Source organism: Bacterioplanoides sp., from assembly GCF_965219715.1.
Classification (GTDB): Bacteria; Pseudomonadota; Gammaproteobacteria; order Pseudomonadales; family Oceanobacteraceae; genus Bacterioplanoides.
The window spans coordinates 1410562-1427024 of record NZ_OZ244785.1 but is presented as its reverse complement, the minus strand read 5'-3'; the positions used below and the strand labels follow the sequence as shown (position 1 = coordinate 1427024).

Genomic DNA, 16463 nt, shown 5'->3' with positions numbered 1-16463 from the left:
TCAGGCCGTTGTTGCCAAAACAGGAGTCGGTATGAGGTTACGTACGCTGGCACGTAAAAAAGTCGATGAGGCATTAGCGCCGTTCAGAGAGTTCGGCCATATGAATCTGGGCGAAGACATCACTCAGATGCAGCACGCGTTGCAATGTGCCTGGTTTGCTGAACAAGACGATGCGCCAGAATACATTATTCTGGCGGCGTTGCTGCACGATGTTGGCCACTTAATTACCTGGCAGGAACGCGAAGTTCATCCGGAAGAACATCTGGAAAATGGTTACCACGAAAAAGTGGGTGCGCAGTTTTTAGCAAAATATTTCGACGATGACATTGTTAAACCGGTGCGTTTACACGTTGCCGCTAAGCGTTATTTATTTTCCGCCGATTTATCTTATCGCGAGAAATTATCAACCGCGTCTGAAGAGAGCCTGATGTTACAGGGGGGATTTATGGACGAGAGCACCTGTCGTGCCTTTGAGTCGTCTCCCTGGTTTCAGGATGCTTTATTAATCCGTAAATACGATGAATTAGGTAAACAAGCAAATTTAGTGGTGCCTGATTTATCCCATTATCACGAACGTTTAATTCAACACACCCGTGTTGTGAAGGAGAGACAGCAATATGCTTAAGTCACAGCGTTATTTTTCTGGTCCGGTTGAGGCCGTTATTTTAGACTGGGCCGGAACCACCATCGATTTTGGTTCTCTGGCGCCTGTGTATGCCTTTATGGAATTGTTTAAAGCCGAAGGCATTGAAGTGACTCAGGCAGAAGCGCGGGAGCCGATGGGCACAGAAAAGCGTGTTCATATTTGTCGTATGCTGGCCAATCCCCGTATTGCCCAGGCCTGGCTGGACGTAAAAGGCAGCGAACCAACGGAAGCTGAAATCGACCGTTTGTATCACGACTTTGCGCCTATTCAGACGCGTATTGTTGGCGAGCGCAGCCAGTTAATTCCGGGCTGGAAGGAAGCTTATGATGAGCTGGTCGAGCAGGGTATTAAAATCGGCGGCAATACCGGTTATGGCCCGGGTATGATGGAACCGGCATTGGCGGCGGCGAAAGAGCAGGGTTACGAGCCGGCTTCCTGTGTGTTTGCTACCGAAGTGGTGCGTGGTCGTCCGTTCCCGGATATGGCTTTAACGGTAGCGATGGAGTTACAGGCTGGCCATATGCATGGCTGCGTTAAAGTTGACGATACCATTCCGGGTATTGAAGAAGGTTTACGTGCCGGGATGTGGACAGTAGGTGTCAGCGTATCGGGTAATGAAGTGGGTCTGGATCGTAACGATTGGCAGTGTTTATCTGAAGCAGAACAACAACAGCGTCGTCTGGAGGCGGAGCAGCGTTTGTACGATGCCGGTGCTCATTATGTAATTGATAGCGTGGCCGAATTACCGGGAATTATTTACGAAATTTCTGCACGTCTGGCGGCGGGTGATAAGCCGTAATTGGTCATTCCGCTAGGTGACATAAGAAGATTTAAAAACGGCCTGCATCCTTTAAATGCAGGCCGTTTTTTTATGCCGTAAAGATCAGCGTTTATCGTTTAATAAAATCGCGGATAAACCTGAGCCGTTCCCCACAGCAATCGCCGTACTTAAGCTGCCTACAGCAACTGTAACGGCATCCGTTCCCGGAACAGCCGCAGCGGTGGTTCCGTCGGCGGCAATATCAACCGTATAAGTGTCTGCTGGCAGAGAGGTGTAGTCCGTATTTTGTCCCAGTTCGACATCGGCAAAATTTGGTGTTGCCGGTTGGGTGCCATTTTGTGCGTACACAAAAATGTCTACCGGGTCCGCCGCAGACGCCGATGATGCATGCACCAGTCTGACGCTACCGTTTGTGGTAGAGCTGTTTTTACGGGTGTCGGTGAGGGTAATTAATCGTGCGGCGTTCAGGTTGCCAGTGTCGCCGGCAGCAATGACTGTATAAGACATGCCCCGCTCCAGCATTAATGTTGCAGAGAGGTTCGACAGTGCATTGCTAATGCCCTGGTTGGCTGCCGCGATCGCCACTGGCAGAGAGCCCGCTGCGACTTTAACGTAACCACTGGCGTTACTCTGGCTGACGGTGGTGTCTTTAAAATTAAAATCACCCAGCAGTTCATTGCCCCCGGCGAAGACATCAACACTGACGGAATCGACCGCATGCACAATCCTGACTTCAGCGCTGTTATCAAGTACCGCGGTTACAGGCGTAGCACTGTCGGCCCAAACCAATAACGAAACCGGTGAGGCCCCTTGGGTGCTGTTAACCGCCACGGCGGTGACGTCTGAAGCGATGGCCAGCGCACCGGAATCGTACACAACTGTAGTGTTATCGGCGGCGGTTGCACGTACCTGATAATCGCCGGCGGCGATATTTGGCAGGGTGGCATTAACGTCAAATCCGACATTGTCGAGTGTCGGGCTGTTTGGCAAGGCAGCGCCATTAGCCGTTACGTATAAATCCACACTGCCAGCCGCAGGGGAGGCGTGTACAACTGTGACGTCGTTACTGTTGTTGGCACGACGGGCGGTATCGTTGAGTACTTCAAGCTCCAGCGATGCAACATTGTTCTGTGCAATGACTGAGTAATAGCCGTTGGCATCTAACGTCAGAGTTTGTTCCAGAGCGATGGTGGATGTGCCATTCACCCGCAGAGCAACGGTATTTTTGCCTTCGTTTAATTTCAGATAACCCGAGCCTTGCTGGAAAGTAACACCGGTCAGAGCGGCGTTGCCATTCACCAGTATGTCGACGGCCGGTGCATCCGGGGATGCATGCAATACCCGCACATAAGATGAAGCCTGAGTTTTGTTGTTATTGTCGTTATCGTTGTCATCACTGCCACAACCGATCAAAGTCAGTGCTAATGCAGGGATCAGAACTAAGGGTTGAGCGAACTGCTGAATATTCATATTAACCTCCTCTGGTTATAAAACCTGAACAGGTGTACATATTAAGTTGTACATCTTGTACAGGGTGTGTATAGGAATGGAGGCGTTCGATAAAGTTCACGAAAAGTTCACAAAATTTCGTAAGTTGTCACAAAAGACATGAAGGTTGGCACATTTGGATGGATTTTTGCGGCGTTCAGATCGCGAGTACACCGGGTTTCGCCGGTATGACAGCTGTTTTTTTGTTATTGAGTTGTTGGCAATTTGCGCCAAACAGAATAAAGTGGCCTGACCAATTTTGACTCCTACTTTGGTTGTACGGGAGTTGCCAGAAATACAATAAAAACAACATGTTATTTGAGGTCAGTTCATGAAAAAGCTACTTGCTACGGCCGTAATCGGCCTGTTCTCACTGTCAGCCAATGCAGATATCGCTGAAGGTCGTTGGGTAACCATCGATGACGAAGACGGTTCTAAAGCATCGGTGGTGGAAATCTCCATCGCTGAAGATGGCAAACTGCAGGGCACGATCGTTGAGTTATTGCGCGAAGACGATAAGGGCAAAAACTGTGAGGAATGCCCGGACGAATTCCACAACAAACCTATCGAAGGCCTGACATTTATGTGGGGTCTTGAACGCGAGGAAGAAGGCGTTTGGGAAAGTGGTCGTATTCTGGACCCGAAATCCGGTTCCATTTATAAGTCGCAGCTGGAAGTTGCTGAAGACGGTAAGAGCATCGAAGTACGTGGTTACATCGGCGTATCCTGGATTGGTCGTAGCCAGGAATGGTTACGTTATGAAGAACCGGCTAAGCCTGTTGCCGAACCTGCACCAGCAGCAGCCGAAGCTTCCGAAGCAGCGGCTGAAACGACTGAAGCGGTAGCAGCTGAATAACCATCTTTTAAAATCTGTCATACCAATAGATAACGGCGACTTTGAATTTCAGGCTTGTAACCTGAAATCGGTCGCCGTATTATTTTGAGCGAATTCTGTCGGGGTGCTCTTGCTGCAATGCAGAGCTGAGATCGCATAAGCGGATCCCGTTGAACCTGATCTGGTTAAGGCCAGCGTAGGAAACAGAAAAGCCGTTATTAATACTGCCCGAAATGTATTTCGGCCTGACATTAATAGCTCTCCTGGGTTAGTCACGTATTTTGTTGTGTGGTAATCCGTCTTTTTCTTCCTTACCGCTGTCTGCCTGATCGTTTTTCTGTGATTACTTGATTAACGAGATTCAGCATGACAAATGATAATAACTCTCAAAACGATAACTCAGTTGCTTCAGGTGCCTTAAAAGACGCCATTAAAGTTGATGAATTATCGACCCAGCCATTTCCGGCTTCCAGCAAATTGTACGTAGAAGGCAGTCGCAACGATATTCGCGTGGGTCTGCGTGAAATTGAATTAACGCCAACCCAGTTAGCGGAAGGTAAAACCGAATATAACCCTCCGGTGCGTGTTTACGATACCTCTGGTCCCTATACCGATCCTGAAGTGAACATCGACGTACGCAAAGGCTTAAATCCACTGCGTGAAAACTGGATCGAAGAGCGTAACGACGTTGAAGAATTAACCGGTTTCAGCTCGGATTACGCCAAAATCCGTGAGATGAATATTGCCCTGGAAGATTTACGTTTTGAGTTAAAACGTAAGCCGAAAAAAGCCAAGCCTGGTCAAAACGTAACCCAGCTGCATTACGCTAAAAAAGGCATGATTACGCCGGAGATGGAATACATCGCCATTCGCGAAAATCTGGCTCTGGCCGAAGCGGAATTAGAAAAAGCACTGGAAACCCAGCACCCGGGTGAAAGCTTTGGTGCCAGCATTCCGAAAATGATTACTCCGGAATTTGTTCGCGACGAAGTGGCCCGTGGCCGTGCGGTTATCCCGAATAATATCAATCACCCGGAAACTGAGCCGATGATTATTGGCCGTAATTTCCGCACCAAGGTCAATGCCAATATCGGTAACTCGGCGGTAACTTCTTCCATCGAAGAAGAAGTGGAAAAAATGGTATGGGCTACCCGTTGGGGTGCCGATACCGTAATGGATTTATCTACCGGTAAAAATATTCACGAAACCCGTGAGTGGATTATCCGTAACTCGCCAGTACCAATCGGCACTGTACCTCTGTATCAGGCGTTGGAAAAATGTGGTGGCATCGCCGAAGACCTGACCTGGGAATTATATCGCGATACGTTAATTGAACAGGCCGAGCAGGGGGTGGATTATTTCACCATTCACGCCGGTGTTCGTTTACAGCATATTCCACTAACGGCAGAGCGTGTGACTGGTATTGTTTCCCGTGGTGGTTCGATCATGGCGAAATGGTGTTTAGCGCACCATAAAGAAAATTTCCTCTACACCCATTTCGAGGAAATTTGTGAAATCATGAAAGCTTATGATGTGTGTTTCTCGCTGGGTGATGGTTTACGCCCGGGCTCGGTGGCCGATGCCAATGATGAAGCTCAGTTTGCGGAATTACGTACTCTGGGTGAATTAACCAAGGTTGCCTGGAAACACGAAGTTCAGACCTTTATTGAAGGCCCGGGTCATGTGCCAATGCATATGATTAAAGCCAATATGGATGAGCAGTTAAAACACTGTCACGAAGCGCCGTTCTACACCTTAGGCCCACTGACGACCGATATTGCACCGGGTTACGACCACTTTACCTCGGGTATTGGTGCGGCATTAATTGGTTGGTATGGCTGTGCCATGTTGTGTTACGTCACACCCAAAGAGCACTTAGGTTTACCGAATAAAGACGACGTTAAACAAGGCTTAATTGCTTACAAAATTGCTGCCCACGCAGCGGATCTGGCAAAAGGCCATCCGGCGGCACAATTACACGACGATGCGATGTCAAAAGCGCGTTTCGAATTCCGCTGGATCGACCAGTTTAACTTGGCGTTGGATCCGGATACAGCGCGTGCTTATCACGATGAAACACTGCCAAAAGATGGCCATAAAGTGGCGCACTTCTGTTCCATGTGTGGCCCTAAATTCTGTTCGATGAAGATTTCCCAGGAAGTACGTGACGTGTCTTCCGAAAATCCAAACTGGGCAGAAGAAGCACAAGCGAAATTGGCGGAAGCTGAAAAAGGTATGGCAGATATGTCGGAGCAATTCCGCGAGCAAGGTAGTGAAATCTATCATGTTGCCGAAAGCTGATTCTCAGACGATCGTTATTGCCGGTGCGGGGTTGCTGGGCAGTTTAACTGCCTGGCGTCTCGCCCGGGAAAACCCGCAAGTCGCTGGTCATATTCGTGTGCTGGAAAAATCACCGCGTGATCAGTTACAAAGTGCGGCGAATACCGCTGCGGCGATGGTGGCACCTTTCGCTGAGCGTAATGTGTGTGATGCCGATCTGTTTGAGCTGGGTAAAACCAGCTTAATGCTGTGGCCACAATTATTGCTTCAGTTAAAAGAAGGCAGCGGCGAAACCATTGCTTACGGTAATAACGGTTCTTTGGTTGTGGCGCATCAGGCCGATCAAGCGGAATTACGTCAGTTCCAGCAGGAAATGTCGGCGTTTGGTTTATTAGCGGATGATACAGCACAAGCGGTTAACCGCTCACACATTCAGCAGCTCGAACCCGGGATTAATAACGAATTCCAGCAAGGTTTCTTTTTGCCGCAGGAAATGCATTTAGACAATCGCGCGTTACTGCCGTTATTGCATTCTGAAGCTGAAAAGCTAGGTGTTAGCTTTCAGTTTGATTGTGAGGTTTCGGATGAATTCCTGTTGCAGCAAGCTGAGCAAGCGTTAGTGCTGGATTGTCGTGGTGTTGGTGCTAAAAACGCTTTGAGCAGCGATGACCATCAACTCCGGGGTGTTCGTGGAGAGGTGTGCTGGATCGAAACTCCGGAAGTGAAAATCACGCGCCCGGTGCGATTATTACATCCGCGCTATCACTTATATCTGGTACCAAAAGGTCAGACTGAGCAAGGTGCTTATCGTTATATTCTGGGTGCAACGGAAATTGAATCGGAAGATAAATCGCCGGTCAGTGTTCGTTCGCAGCTGGAGATGTTAAGTGCTTTATATTGCTTAAGTCCGGCATTGGCGGAAGCCCGGATTATCGAAACAGATGTGAATTTACGCCCGGCATTTCCGGATCATAAACCTCAGGTGGTTCGCAGTGCGAATAACCTGTATCGGTTAAATGGGTTGTTTCGTCATGGCTACTTGTTGGCTCCGGCATTTTTACAGCAGTTTGAGTCGCAGTTATTAGCCAGCCATAACCTGGCGCTTGGGCTAACCGCGTTAGAAGGAGCATAAAGTGAATCTTGCAATAAACGGTGAACAAAAAAGCTTCGACAATATTGAGACATTGCAGCAGCTGTTGGTGGTTCTGGAGTATGTCGCTGAAACTGATGTGATTAACGGTACTACTTTTGTTTCAAATATCGTGGTCGCGCTGAATCAGGCGATTGTTCCGGCATCGCGATACGCCGATACCATGCTCAATGAAAATGATCAGTTAGATATTCTGGGTGCAATAACCGGCGGTTAACTATGACAACTGAAAATACGATACATATCGCAGGTGAAGAAATTAACGGGCGCCTTTGGCTGGGCACCTCTATGTATCCTTCGCCGGAAATTATGCGTGATAGCCTTGTTGCCGGAAAACCCGGGTTTGTCACCTTGTCGCTGCGTCGCCAAACCGCACAACAGGTTGCTGATAATGGCCATTGGCAATATGTACAGGAATTTGTTGAGCAAAGTGGCTGTAAGATTTTGCCAAATACTGCGGGTTGTCATACCGCTGAAGAGGCGGTGCTGTTATCGAATATGGCGCGTGAATTGTTTAAAACCGACTGGATTAAGCTCGAAGTAATCGGTGACGATTACACCCTGCAGCCACATACGACTCAGTTGGTAAAAGCGGCTGAAACATTGGTTCAGCAGGGTTTTAAAGTGCTGCCGTATTGCACTGATGACCTGGTGCTATGCAAAGAATTATTAGCGGTTGGTTGCCCGGCGGTGATGCCTTGGGGCGCTCCGATTGGTACTGGCAAAGGTTTATTAAACCGGCATCAGCTCACTACGTTACGTGAACGCCTGGCTGATGACGTATTAATTATTGATGCTGGCCTGGGCAAACCTTCCCAGGCAATGGATGCGATGGAACTGGGCTTTGATGCGGTGTTATTAAATACTGCAGTGGCTAAAGCTCATGACCCTGTGCTGATGGCAAACGCTTTTTATGACGCGGTTAATGCCGGTCGTATGGCGTATAAGGCAGGCATGATGCAGGAGCGCCAGGCGGCCAGTGCATCTACACCGACATTAGGTATGCCATTCTGGCATCAGAGTTAATAGCTTCTTAAATAGCGCAGCAGAAAATAAACACAGTGTTATTTTTTTGCCGCCGCGCCGAAGGGCCATCCCTGGCCCTGCCGCGCGGACGCGACATCCTGTCGCTGCTCTCAAAAACAACACTGTATTTATTTAACGTTCCCGAATGATTGATTCGACTATGAATGAAACCAACCGCAAAAAAATCTGGGCGATCAGTGCATCGGACACTTGTGCCGGAGCCGGACTTCAGGCCGATTTGAAAATGGCACACGCACTCGATATCGAGTGTGGCACCCTCGTCAGCGCACTCACCGCACAAAGCAGCTTTGGTGTTGATGCTGTTGAAACGGTGTCCGTCGAATTTCTGCAGCAACAATGGCAGTCACTAAAAAAAGACGGTTTACCACAGGCCATTAAAATTGGCTGGTTTCCCAAAGATGAAGCTTTTATTAATTGGTTGGCCGACAAGCTGAGTGAATATAAAAATGAGTTACCGGACGGATGGATAGTCTGGGACCCAGTATTATCTGCGTCACAGGGTGGCCTGGTATCTGGCGAATTATCTCTGTTAAAACAACTACTGCCGCTGGTTGATGTTATTACTCCGAATCAACAGGAAGCTTTGCTGCTCACGGGTTGTACAACCCCTGTTGCAGCAGGAGAAGCTCTGCAGCAAGCGGGTGTTTCTTATGTGGTGATCAGTGGCGGTGATTCAGACGCTGATTCTGAGTTTGTACGGAGCCTATGTTTTGGCGGTTCTGATTTATCTGAGCCGGAACAGTCAGTACTTACCAACTTTATTATTCAGCAGCCGCGACTCGACAAAAAAGTTCATGGTACGGGTTGCCACTTTGCTTCCGCGATTGCGGCGTATCTGGCACAGGGCGAGCGTATTTACGATGCGTTATTGTTAGCGTCGGCCACTATGAGCCAGATTATTCAACAAGCATCAGAAACGCCGTCCGGCTATTTAAATGCCTGGGCTGTTGCGGTAGATAAAAACGGGTTGGGAAATTTACCAGCGGATCAGTGGCCACTCACCCTGCCGTTATCAGGGCCGCCAGATAACAGCTTTCCAAAGGTAACTCAGCCACTGGGTTTATACGGTCTGGTTGATAATCTCGATTGGCTGAATATTTTGCTGGAGCTGGGTGTTGATACTTTGCAGTGGCGGGTAAAGTCACTGGAATTGTATGAACAGCAATATGGCGATGGCAGTTATGCCCGCGATATGAAAACTGCCATTGAGTTATGCCAACAGCAAAATATTCCACTTTATATTAATGATGACTGGCCGATGGCCATTGAGCTGGGTGCTTACGGTGTGCACTTAGGTCAGGAAGATATGGTCGAGGCTAACCTGTTGGCCATTTCGCAAGCTGGACTGGCTTTGGGAGTGAGTACTCATACCGAGTGGGAAATTGCCCGGGCGCGGGCATTTAAGCCATCGTATATTGCTTTTGGACCGGTGCATCCGCCGTTATCGAAAAAACTGAAATATCCTCCGTTGGGTTATACCAATTTAAGTAACTGGTGTTCGCGAGTGGGGCAGGAATTTCCGTTAACCTGTATAGGTGGTATTACGACAGAGAATATTGCCAATATTAAACATTGCGGAATGCCATCGGCTGCCATTGTTACTGATTTAATGCCCGATGATGAATTGGTAAAAAGGCATAGGCACTTACGCGGATTCTACTGATATACAAAAGATAACTGGCTAAGCGGTCAGAAAGTCGTTAATCTCCGCTTTTTGATTATCAGGTCAGTATGAATCAGGACCATTCTTTAAATGATCAAAACCGCGGAGCATTATTCGCAGTTTTAGCCTTCGCCTGGTGGGGGCTTTCTCCTCTGTATTTCAAATGGGTTTCCCATGTTGCACCACTCGAAGTTCTTGCGAACCGGGTGGTGTGGTCTTTTGTGCTGGTGTCGGGACTATTGTGGTTTAGTTATAAATCCACCGGCATCATCGATATTCTGAAAAGCCGGAAACAGCTACTGGCAATGTTGGGCAGTTCACTATTAATTGCATTGAACTGGCTGACGTTTATTTGGGCCGTGAGTGAAAATAAAGTACTCGAGGCCAGTATGGGTTATTACATTAATCCGTTGGTGTCGATTTTTCTCGGCATGCTGTTCCTGAAAGAAAGATTGATAAAAGTTCAGTGGATTGCACTGGCACTGGCGGCGACGGGTGTCAGCGTTCAGGTGATTGCATTGGGATATTTACCCTGGGTTACGCTGATTCTTGCGTTTACCTTTGGTTTTTATGGTTTATTACGTAAGTTAGCACCCACTGATGCTTATACCGGCCTCTGGTTTGAAACGGCAATGGTCACCCCTATTGCGTTGGGTTATTTGCTATGGATTGAGGGGGGAGCACTAAGCACCAGCAATCTTGAGTTTGGTAAGTTGTTCTTATCCGGTGTGGTAACCACAGCACCGTTAATCTGGTTTGCGATTGCGGCAAAACACCTGCCGTTAACCACGTTGGGCTTTATTCAGTACCTGGCACCAACCATTGCATTAATTCTGGCGACTCAGGTATTTGGTGAAGAGCTTAACTGGATCAAAGCCGTTACCTTTATGTTTATCTGGGCGGCACTATTGTTGTTAATTATTCACGGCGTCATGCAGCGCGGCAAAAAAGCCAAAACCACGGCTTAGTCTTGTTGAACTGTCCTGGTGTAATCAGGACAGTTTCTCCCCGTAAACTTCAGCCAACAGTTGGCGAATCTTTTGTGCCGTGTGCAAGGTAACAAAGGGTGCTGACGTTCCGGCTAACATGCCTTTTTTAATAAAATTCCATTTGCGTACCAGCGCTTTGTAATCGCTGTTTTTATTGCGTGTCTGATCCAGCAACTGCGAATATTTGGCAACACTTTCCTCTATGGTTTCATCGCTGTGATAAACACCCATCGAAGTGGAGGTATAGCCAATATATTGAGCGATAACTTTTTCAAATTGCAGGCGGGTTTTCAGGTAGCCGCTGTTCAGGCCCTCGGGCTGGGTTTTCAGAGCTGCGCGAATGCGACGATACAGCTCATTCATATGAACAGCTAAGGCAGTATCCAGTCGGCGGTCGGTACCATCACCGGCGGCTTCTTCATTTTCCCGAATAAAGTCGGCGGCTACCTGCCACTGTTCCTTTACTTCCGGGAAGTTGGTAAGCGCGGTAACCCGTTTGTCTTGCTGATTGATAGCCTGTTGCAGTTGTTTGCGGAATTTCGGGTCGCCCTCAAAGAAGACGTAAGCGGAGAAGGCGGTTGAGACCTGATAACCACCAATCTCGCTGCTCAGCAGATCATTGCGGTCACTGGCATGGCCATAAGCGCTATAAACGAGAAGGGGGAGGAGGCATATCAGGCGTATAACAGATTGCATGGCTGGATCTCTCTGCGTTAAGACGTCTCCTGCCCTGGAATGTTTCAGTTATGTGACTTCATGGTACCCATTGACTGTTCGGTCAGGCAAACCCAAACGAGAAATTTGGCTTGATTAGATACTTTCTGGCTCCAATGTCACCCTGTTTTGACCATCTTTAGCAGAGAAAGTTTTATAACAGTGATTATTAGGATTCTGAGGTTATATAACCGTGTGACCGAAAGGTCAGGAAAACTGCCCGATATTAACAGCAGGCATTTGCTGGGGCTTAAAGGGTTTATTAAAAACCCGTTAAGCCCTTTGTGCTGAATTGCTGAAGGATCAGGTTGCAGGTTTAGGCGCGAACCTTCCCGCGGCTTAAGGTCAGCAATGGAATGGCCAGTAATAACAACCAGAACAGAGCACCACCGGAAGAGTCGCTATCATCTTTGCCCGGCTCCGGATCGGGTGTCGGCTCTGGCGTAGGTTCAGGGTTAGGTTCTGGATCCGGCGTCGCTGGAGTAGTGATAATCTGCGGCCAGTTATCGCTGCTGCCGTTGGCGTCTTTATCGCCAAACATGTGTCCCATTAACTGCAGTTGCGGCGCTTCGGTATTGCTGCCAAATTGCCACAGGGTTTTACCGGCACCATTGGTGGCTGCTTTAAAGCTGCCAAATTGCAGGCCATTACAGTTATTGTCCGGGGTGGCGCATTGAATATCGCTGGCCAGAACCGTACTGGTGCCGGCATTTGGATCATTACCGATACGTTGATTGCTGTTGGTCAGGTCGGTCGCCCAGTAAGCGCCACTGAACAGGGCGCTTTTATAACGGCTGTCCGAGCGAATTAATCCGGCGGCAGAAATTTCTTCCGGTACGTGCAGCAGGCTAATGGCATTGCTGATTTCGACAGTATCCAGCGTAGATTCGCTGTAATCGCTGCCAATAATTCCAGCGGCTGAGGAAGCGCTGGTCACTTTGCCGGTAACCAGCAAGTTCTTCAGTTTATCTTTATTCGCTACTCCGATAATGCCACCAACGCCGGCGGCAACATCGCTGTTAATGTCGGTATATATCGCCTGATAATTGCTGGTATCACTCCAGCCGACAATACCTGCTTTCCAGCGCCAGGCTGGTTTATCGTTACTATTCGAGAAATTAATGAAACTGGCTTTAACCGCAATGTCTGAAACGTTGACGCTCCCGGCCTGACCAATTAATGCGCCGGTGCGATAGTTGGTTTTCATCTCGGCTTCAATGATGACGTTTTTAACCGAAGAGCCTTCCTCCAGCACGCCAATTAAGCCACCAACCTGGTCTTCCGCACTGCTGACCTTGACCGAGGCTTTGATGTTCTCAACCCGGGTTTGCCAACCATGACCCAGCAAAGAACCGCTGTGCATACCGCCGATAATTTCGGCCTGTAACGTTAGATCGTGGATATACGACATTTCGTTATAGCTGAATAAACCAACAAACCGTTGGTCCGGATAATTCATATACAGGTGGCGAATGGTAAAGCCATTACCATGGAATTCAGCACCAAATTTAGGAGTAAACTGACCAAATGGCGCGAAGCCTTTGCCGTCGTTCCAGAAGCTGTCGCCTTCATCAAATTTGCCGTTGTTGTTGGTATCAAATGATAAGTCGCGTGTCAGCTCGTAGCCGTGACAGCCGGTTTTTGCTTCGGTCGCGGGGCAGCCATCGTTTTTGCCATACAGATGTGTGCCTTTGATCAGGCGTGTGGCGGTATCCACTTCATTACGGATCTGGTTGAGATCTTCCAGGCTGTTGATCTCGATCAGACCATCGTCATCAATGTCGTAATCGATACGTTGTTCCGCCTGGCTGTGGCCAGTGAACGTTATTGCTGCAAGTGCCAGTGCAATCCTTGCGCGTTTGAAAAGTTCCATATTAATCCCGCTGTTTATCAGTATTTACTAAAGAACGAATGTTAACGGGCTGCTGTTAAATAGATAAGTATTAAAAATGGGATAATTTTCCACGTAACTGCAACAATTGGATTCGCTAATAGGCAAGACGGTCGGGTTTGTCTTGGGGATGAGGTCTTGAATTCTGAATTGTGGCCCCCAGATACTTTGTCAGAACAAATGGCACTCAAGATTTAGCTAGTGAAAGGAGCAATACATGACCGCTGCCAGTAAAGAGACACTGGGCTTTAAGACCGAAGTAAAGCAGTTGTTACACCTGATGATTCACTCTTTGTATTCCAACAAAGAGATCTTCCTGCGTGAGCTGGTATCCAATGCATCGGATGCCTGTGACAAATTACGCTTTGAAGCGCTGCAGAACGATGGCCTGTACGAAGGCAGCAGCGAGCTGGCGGTACACATCGATTTTGACGCCGAAGCGAAAACTGTCACCATCGACGACAACGGCATTGGTATGAACCGTGATGACGTGGTGAACCACCTGGGTACCATCGCTAAGTCCGGTACTGCCGAGTTCCTGAGCCAGTTAAGTGGTGATCAGGCGAAAGACTCCCAGCTGATTGGTCAGTTTGGTGTGGGTTTCTACTCAGCATTTATTGTTGCTGACAAAGTTACGGTTGAAACCCGTCGTGCCGGTGAAGCTGCGGATTCCGGTACGCGCTGGGAATCGGCAGGTGAGGGTGACTTCACGCTGGAAAGCATCGATAAAGCAGAACGTGGTACCCGTATTACGCTGCATCTGAAAGACGGTGAAGAAGAGTTTGCCGATAACTTCCGTCTGCGTTCATTAATTAAGAAGTACTCCGACCACATAGCGGTACCGGTATTCCTGCCACAGGAAGTGTCTTCTGAAGATGAAGACGGTGATAACAAGCAGATTCCGGAAGCGGTAAACGAAGCCAAAGCGCTGTGGACGGTTCCTAAATCGGATCTGAGCGACGAAGACTACACAGAATTCTACAAGCACGTTTCCCATGACTGGAACGAGCCGCTGACCTGGATGCACAACCGTGTGGAAGGCAAACTGGATTACACCAGCCTGCTGTATATCCCGGCTAAAGCGCCATTCGATATGTGGAACCGCGAAGCCACTCGTGGTCTGAAACTGTATGTACAACGTGTCTTCATCATGGATGACGCCGAGCAGTTCCTGCCGATGTACCTGCGTTTCGTAAAAGGTGTTTTAGATTCCAACGATCTGTCGCTGAACGTTTCCCGTGAAATTTTGCAGCAGGACAAGCAGGTTGATTCCATGCGCAGTGCGCTGGTGAAACGTGTGCTGGATACCCTGACTAAAATGGCGAAAAACAAGCCGGAACAGTATCAGGAATTCTGGAGCCAGTTTGGTGAAGTACTGAAAGAAGGCCCGGCTGAAGATTTCGCTAACAAGGAAAAAATCGCCAAGCTGTTCCGCTTCGCGACAACGCAGAGCGAAGGCAGTGATCAGACTGTTGGTCTGGAAGATTACGTGGCGCGTATGCGTGAAGGCCAGAAGAAGGTTTACTTCATTACTGGTGATAATCACGCGGCGGCATCAACCAGCCCACACCTGGAATACTTCAAAAACAAAGGTGTTGAAGTATTGCTGTTAACCGACCGTGTTGATGAGTGGATGGTAAGCCATCTGAATGAATTCGACGGTAAAGTGTTCCAGGACGTCACCAAAGGTGAGCTGGACCTGGATGAGCTGGCGGATGAGTCTGAAAAGACTCAGCAGAAAGAGCTGGAAGAAAGCCACAAAGATCTGGTTGAACGTCTGCAAAAAGCATTAGAAGGCGAAGTGAAAGAAGTGCGTGTGACTTCCCGCCTGACCGATTCTCCTGCTTGTCTGGTCGTGGGTCAGTACGACATGGGTGGCCACATGCGTCGTATGATGGAAGCGGCTGGCCAGCAAATGCCAGAAGCGGAAGTCGCACTGGAAGTGAACCCGACTCACCCGTTAATTGAGCGTTTGGATGCCGAGCAGGATGAAGATCGCTTTAACGAGCTGACTCAGATTATTCACGCTCAGGCGCAACTGGCGGAAGGCAGCCAACTGAAGCAGCCGGGTGACTATGTTGCCAAGCTGAATAAACTGCTGCTGGATCTGATGAAGTAAGCAACGGAATAAATAACCGCGAACAAACCGGTTGTTGATTTCAGTAAATACCCTGTCTTTTCAGTGATGAAGAGGCGGGGTATTTTTTTGCTGAGAATTTATCGTGCAGTGATATTTGCCGAAATAAAAAATGTGATGGAAAAGTCAGTTTTACTTTTCTTTTAATTCCGGCACGGTGCTGTTGTTTCACCTGCAAGCCTGCGCTGTTATGATGCGCGGCAATAATAAAGTGTTGTCGATACGTATTTGTGTATCGTTTTTCGATTTGGGGAATGTGTATGTCTCAGTTCAAAAAAATGACGGCTGCAGCGTTATTGGTTGCTGCTACGGGTGCCAATGCTGGTGGCTCGCTGGATTTAAGTTTATCCGATGAAGTGGTTCGTGCTGCCTATGATGCAACTAAGGTGGGTTCTGGTTTACACGTAAGCCTGGATGTTTTGCATCACACCGACGATGGCGACATGGCGTCAGTTGGTGCGCATGTGGTGGATGTACGTAACTCCGACAGCAACCTGTATATCGGTGTTGGCGGTAAGGTGTACGGCTTTGCTACCCGTGGTGCTAAAGATTACAGCGGTGGTGGTATCGGCCTTGGTGGTTTCTTCCGTTACCGTCTGCCTCAGCTTCAGGAAGTGAGCATTGCCGGTTACGCTTATTATGCGCCGCCAGTGGTGTCTATTTCCGATGCTGAAAATCTGGTTGATACCGATATTCGTGTACAGTATTCACTGATCCCGACGGCTCGTGTTTATGTGGGTTACCGTTACACCGGTATTCGTCTGGAAGATGTGAAAGATCGTTTTGAACTGGGTGATGGTGCTCACCTGGGTCTGAAGATCGATTTCTGATCCTGTTACTGA

General features: G+C 48.5%; 14 protein-coding genes and 1 riboswitch. Of the genes, 11 read left to right on the top strand and 3 right to left on the bottom strand.

Annotation, left to right across the window (positions count from 1 at the left end; all coding sequences use genetic code 11):
* Nucleotides 1-31 precede the first annotated feature (31 nt).
* Entirely contained in the window at nucleotides 32-625 is a 594-nt protein-coding gene (locus ACOQOZ_RS07020; protein WP_420591561.1) for an HD domain-containing protein, read from the top strand.
* Nucleotides 618-1445 carry a phosphonoacetaldehyde hydrolase gene (phnX, locus tag ACOQOZ_RS07015; RefSeq protein WP_420591560.1) on the top strand — a complete coding sequence of 276 codons (828 nt, stop codon included), beginning with the start codon at nucleotides 618-620 and terminating at the stop codon, nucleotides 1443-1445. Before ACOQOZ_RS07020 ends, phnX begins: the two co-directional genes overlap by 8 nt.
* A gap of 84 nt (nucleotides 1446-1529) precedes the next feature.
* Here phnX and ACOQOZ_RS07010 read toward each other — a convergent pair whose 3' ends face one another.
* Entirely contained in the window at nucleotides 1530-2897 is a 1368-nt protein-coding gene (locus tag ACOQOZ_RS07010) for a DUF4397 domain-containing protein (protein ID WP_420591559.1), read from the bottom strand.
* 349 nt (nucleotides 2898-3246) lie between these two features.
* Here ACOQOZ_RS07010 and ACOQOZ_RS07005 point away from each other — a divergent pair, with 349 nt between their 5' ends.
* The 7 genes from ACOQOZ_RS07005 to rarD all read left to right on the top strand — a co-directional run bounded on the left by ACOQOZ_RS07005 (nucleotide 3247) and on the right by rarD (nucleotide 10858).
* On the top strand, nucleotides 3247-3771 hold the full coding sequence (locus ACOQOZ_RS07005; protein ID WP_420591558.1) for a DUF2147 domain-containing protein: 525 nt from the start codon (nucleotides 3247-3249) through the stop codon (nucleotides 3769-3771).
* A gap of 89 nt (nucleotides 3772-3860) precedes the next feature.
* A riboswitch (TPP riboswitch) is annotated at nucleotides 3861-3970 on the top strand.
* Nucleotides 3971-4116: 146 nt separating this feature from the next.
* Nucleotides 4117-6051: a phosphomethylpyrimidine synthase ThiC gene (thiC, locus tag ACOQOZ_RS07000; protein WP_420591557.1), complete on the top strand. Its 1935-nt coding sequence runs from the start codon at nucleotides 4117-4119 to the stop codon at nucleotides 6049-6051.
* A complete protein-coding gene (locus ACOQOZ_RS06995) occupies nucleotides 6035-7162 on the top strand; it encodes an FAD-dependent oxidoreductase (RefSeq protein WP_420591556.1) in 1128 nt (375 codons plus the stop codon). Before thiC ends, ACOQOZ_RS06995 begins: the two co-directional genes overlap by 17 nt.
* A gap of 1 nt (nucleotide 7163) precedes the next feature.
* Nucleotides 7164-7397, top strand: a complete 234-nt coding sequence (thiS, locus tag ACOQOZ_RS06990) for a sulfur carrier protein ThiS (protein WP_420591555.1) — start codon at nucleotides 7164-7166, stop codon at nucleotides 7395-7397.
* Between the two features lie 2 nt (nucleotides 7398-7399).
* Nucleotides 7400-8206 carry a thiazole synthase gene (locus ACOQOZ_RS06985; RefSeq protein ID WP_420591554.1) on the top strand — a complete coding sequence of 269 codons (807 nt, stop codon included), beginning with the start codon at nucleotides 7400-7402 and terminating at the stop codon, nucleotides 8204-8206.
* A gap of 145 nt (nucleotides 8207-8351) precedes the next feature.
* A complete protein-coding gene (locus ACOQOZ_RS06980) occupies nucleotides 8352-9890 on the top strand; it encodes a PfkB family carbohydrate kinase (RefSeq protein ID WP_420591553.1) in 1539 nt (512 codons plus the stop codon).
* A gap of 68 nt (nucleotides 9891-9958) precedes the next feature.
* Nucleotides 9959-10858 carry an EamA family transporter RarD gene (rarD, locus tag ACOQOZ_RS06975; protein WP_420591552.1) on the top strand — a complete coding sequence of 300 codons (900 nt, stop codon included), beginning with the start codon at nucleotides 9959-9961 and terminating at the stop codon, nucleotides 10856-10858.
* Nucleotides 10859-10882: 24 nt separating this feature from the next.
* Here the strand turns inward: rarD and ACOQOZ_RS06970 are convergent, their stop codons facing one another.
* Together ACOQOZ_RS06970 and ACOQOZ_RS06965 are read right to left on the bottom strand one after the other, a co-directional pair.
* Nucleotides 10883-11575 carry a hypothetical protein gene (locus ACOQOZ_RS06970; protein WP_420591551.1) on the bottom strand — a complete coding sequence of 231 codons (693 nt, stop codon included), beginning with the start codon at nucleotides 11573-11575 and terminating at the stop codon, nucleotides 10883-10885.
* Between the two features lie 334 nt (nucleotides 11576-11909).
* Entirely contained in the window at nucleotides 11910-13466 is a 1557-nt protein-coding gene (locus ACOQOZ_RS06965) for a hypothetical protein (RefSeq protein ID WP_420591550.1), read from the bottom strand.
* Nucleotides 13467-13701: 235 nt separating this feature from the next.
* Between ACOQOZ_RS06965 and htpG the strand changes: the two genes are divergently transcribed.
* Nucleotides 13702-15603 (top strand): molecular chaperone HtpG, encoded by a 1902-nt coding sequence (gene htpG / locus ACOQOZ_RS06960; RefSeq protein WP_420591549.1) that lies wholly within the window; start codon nucleotides 13702-13704, stop codon nucleotides 15601-15603.
* Between the two features lie 278 nt (nucleotides 15604-15881).
* On the top strand, nucleotides 15882-16451 hold the full coding sequence (locus tag ACOQOZ_RS06955) for a YfaZ family outer membrane protein (RefSeq protein ID WP_420591548.1): 570 nt from the start codon (nucleotides 15882-15884) through the stop codon (nucleotides 16449-16451).
* Nucleotides 16452-16463 lie beyond the last annotated feature (12 nt).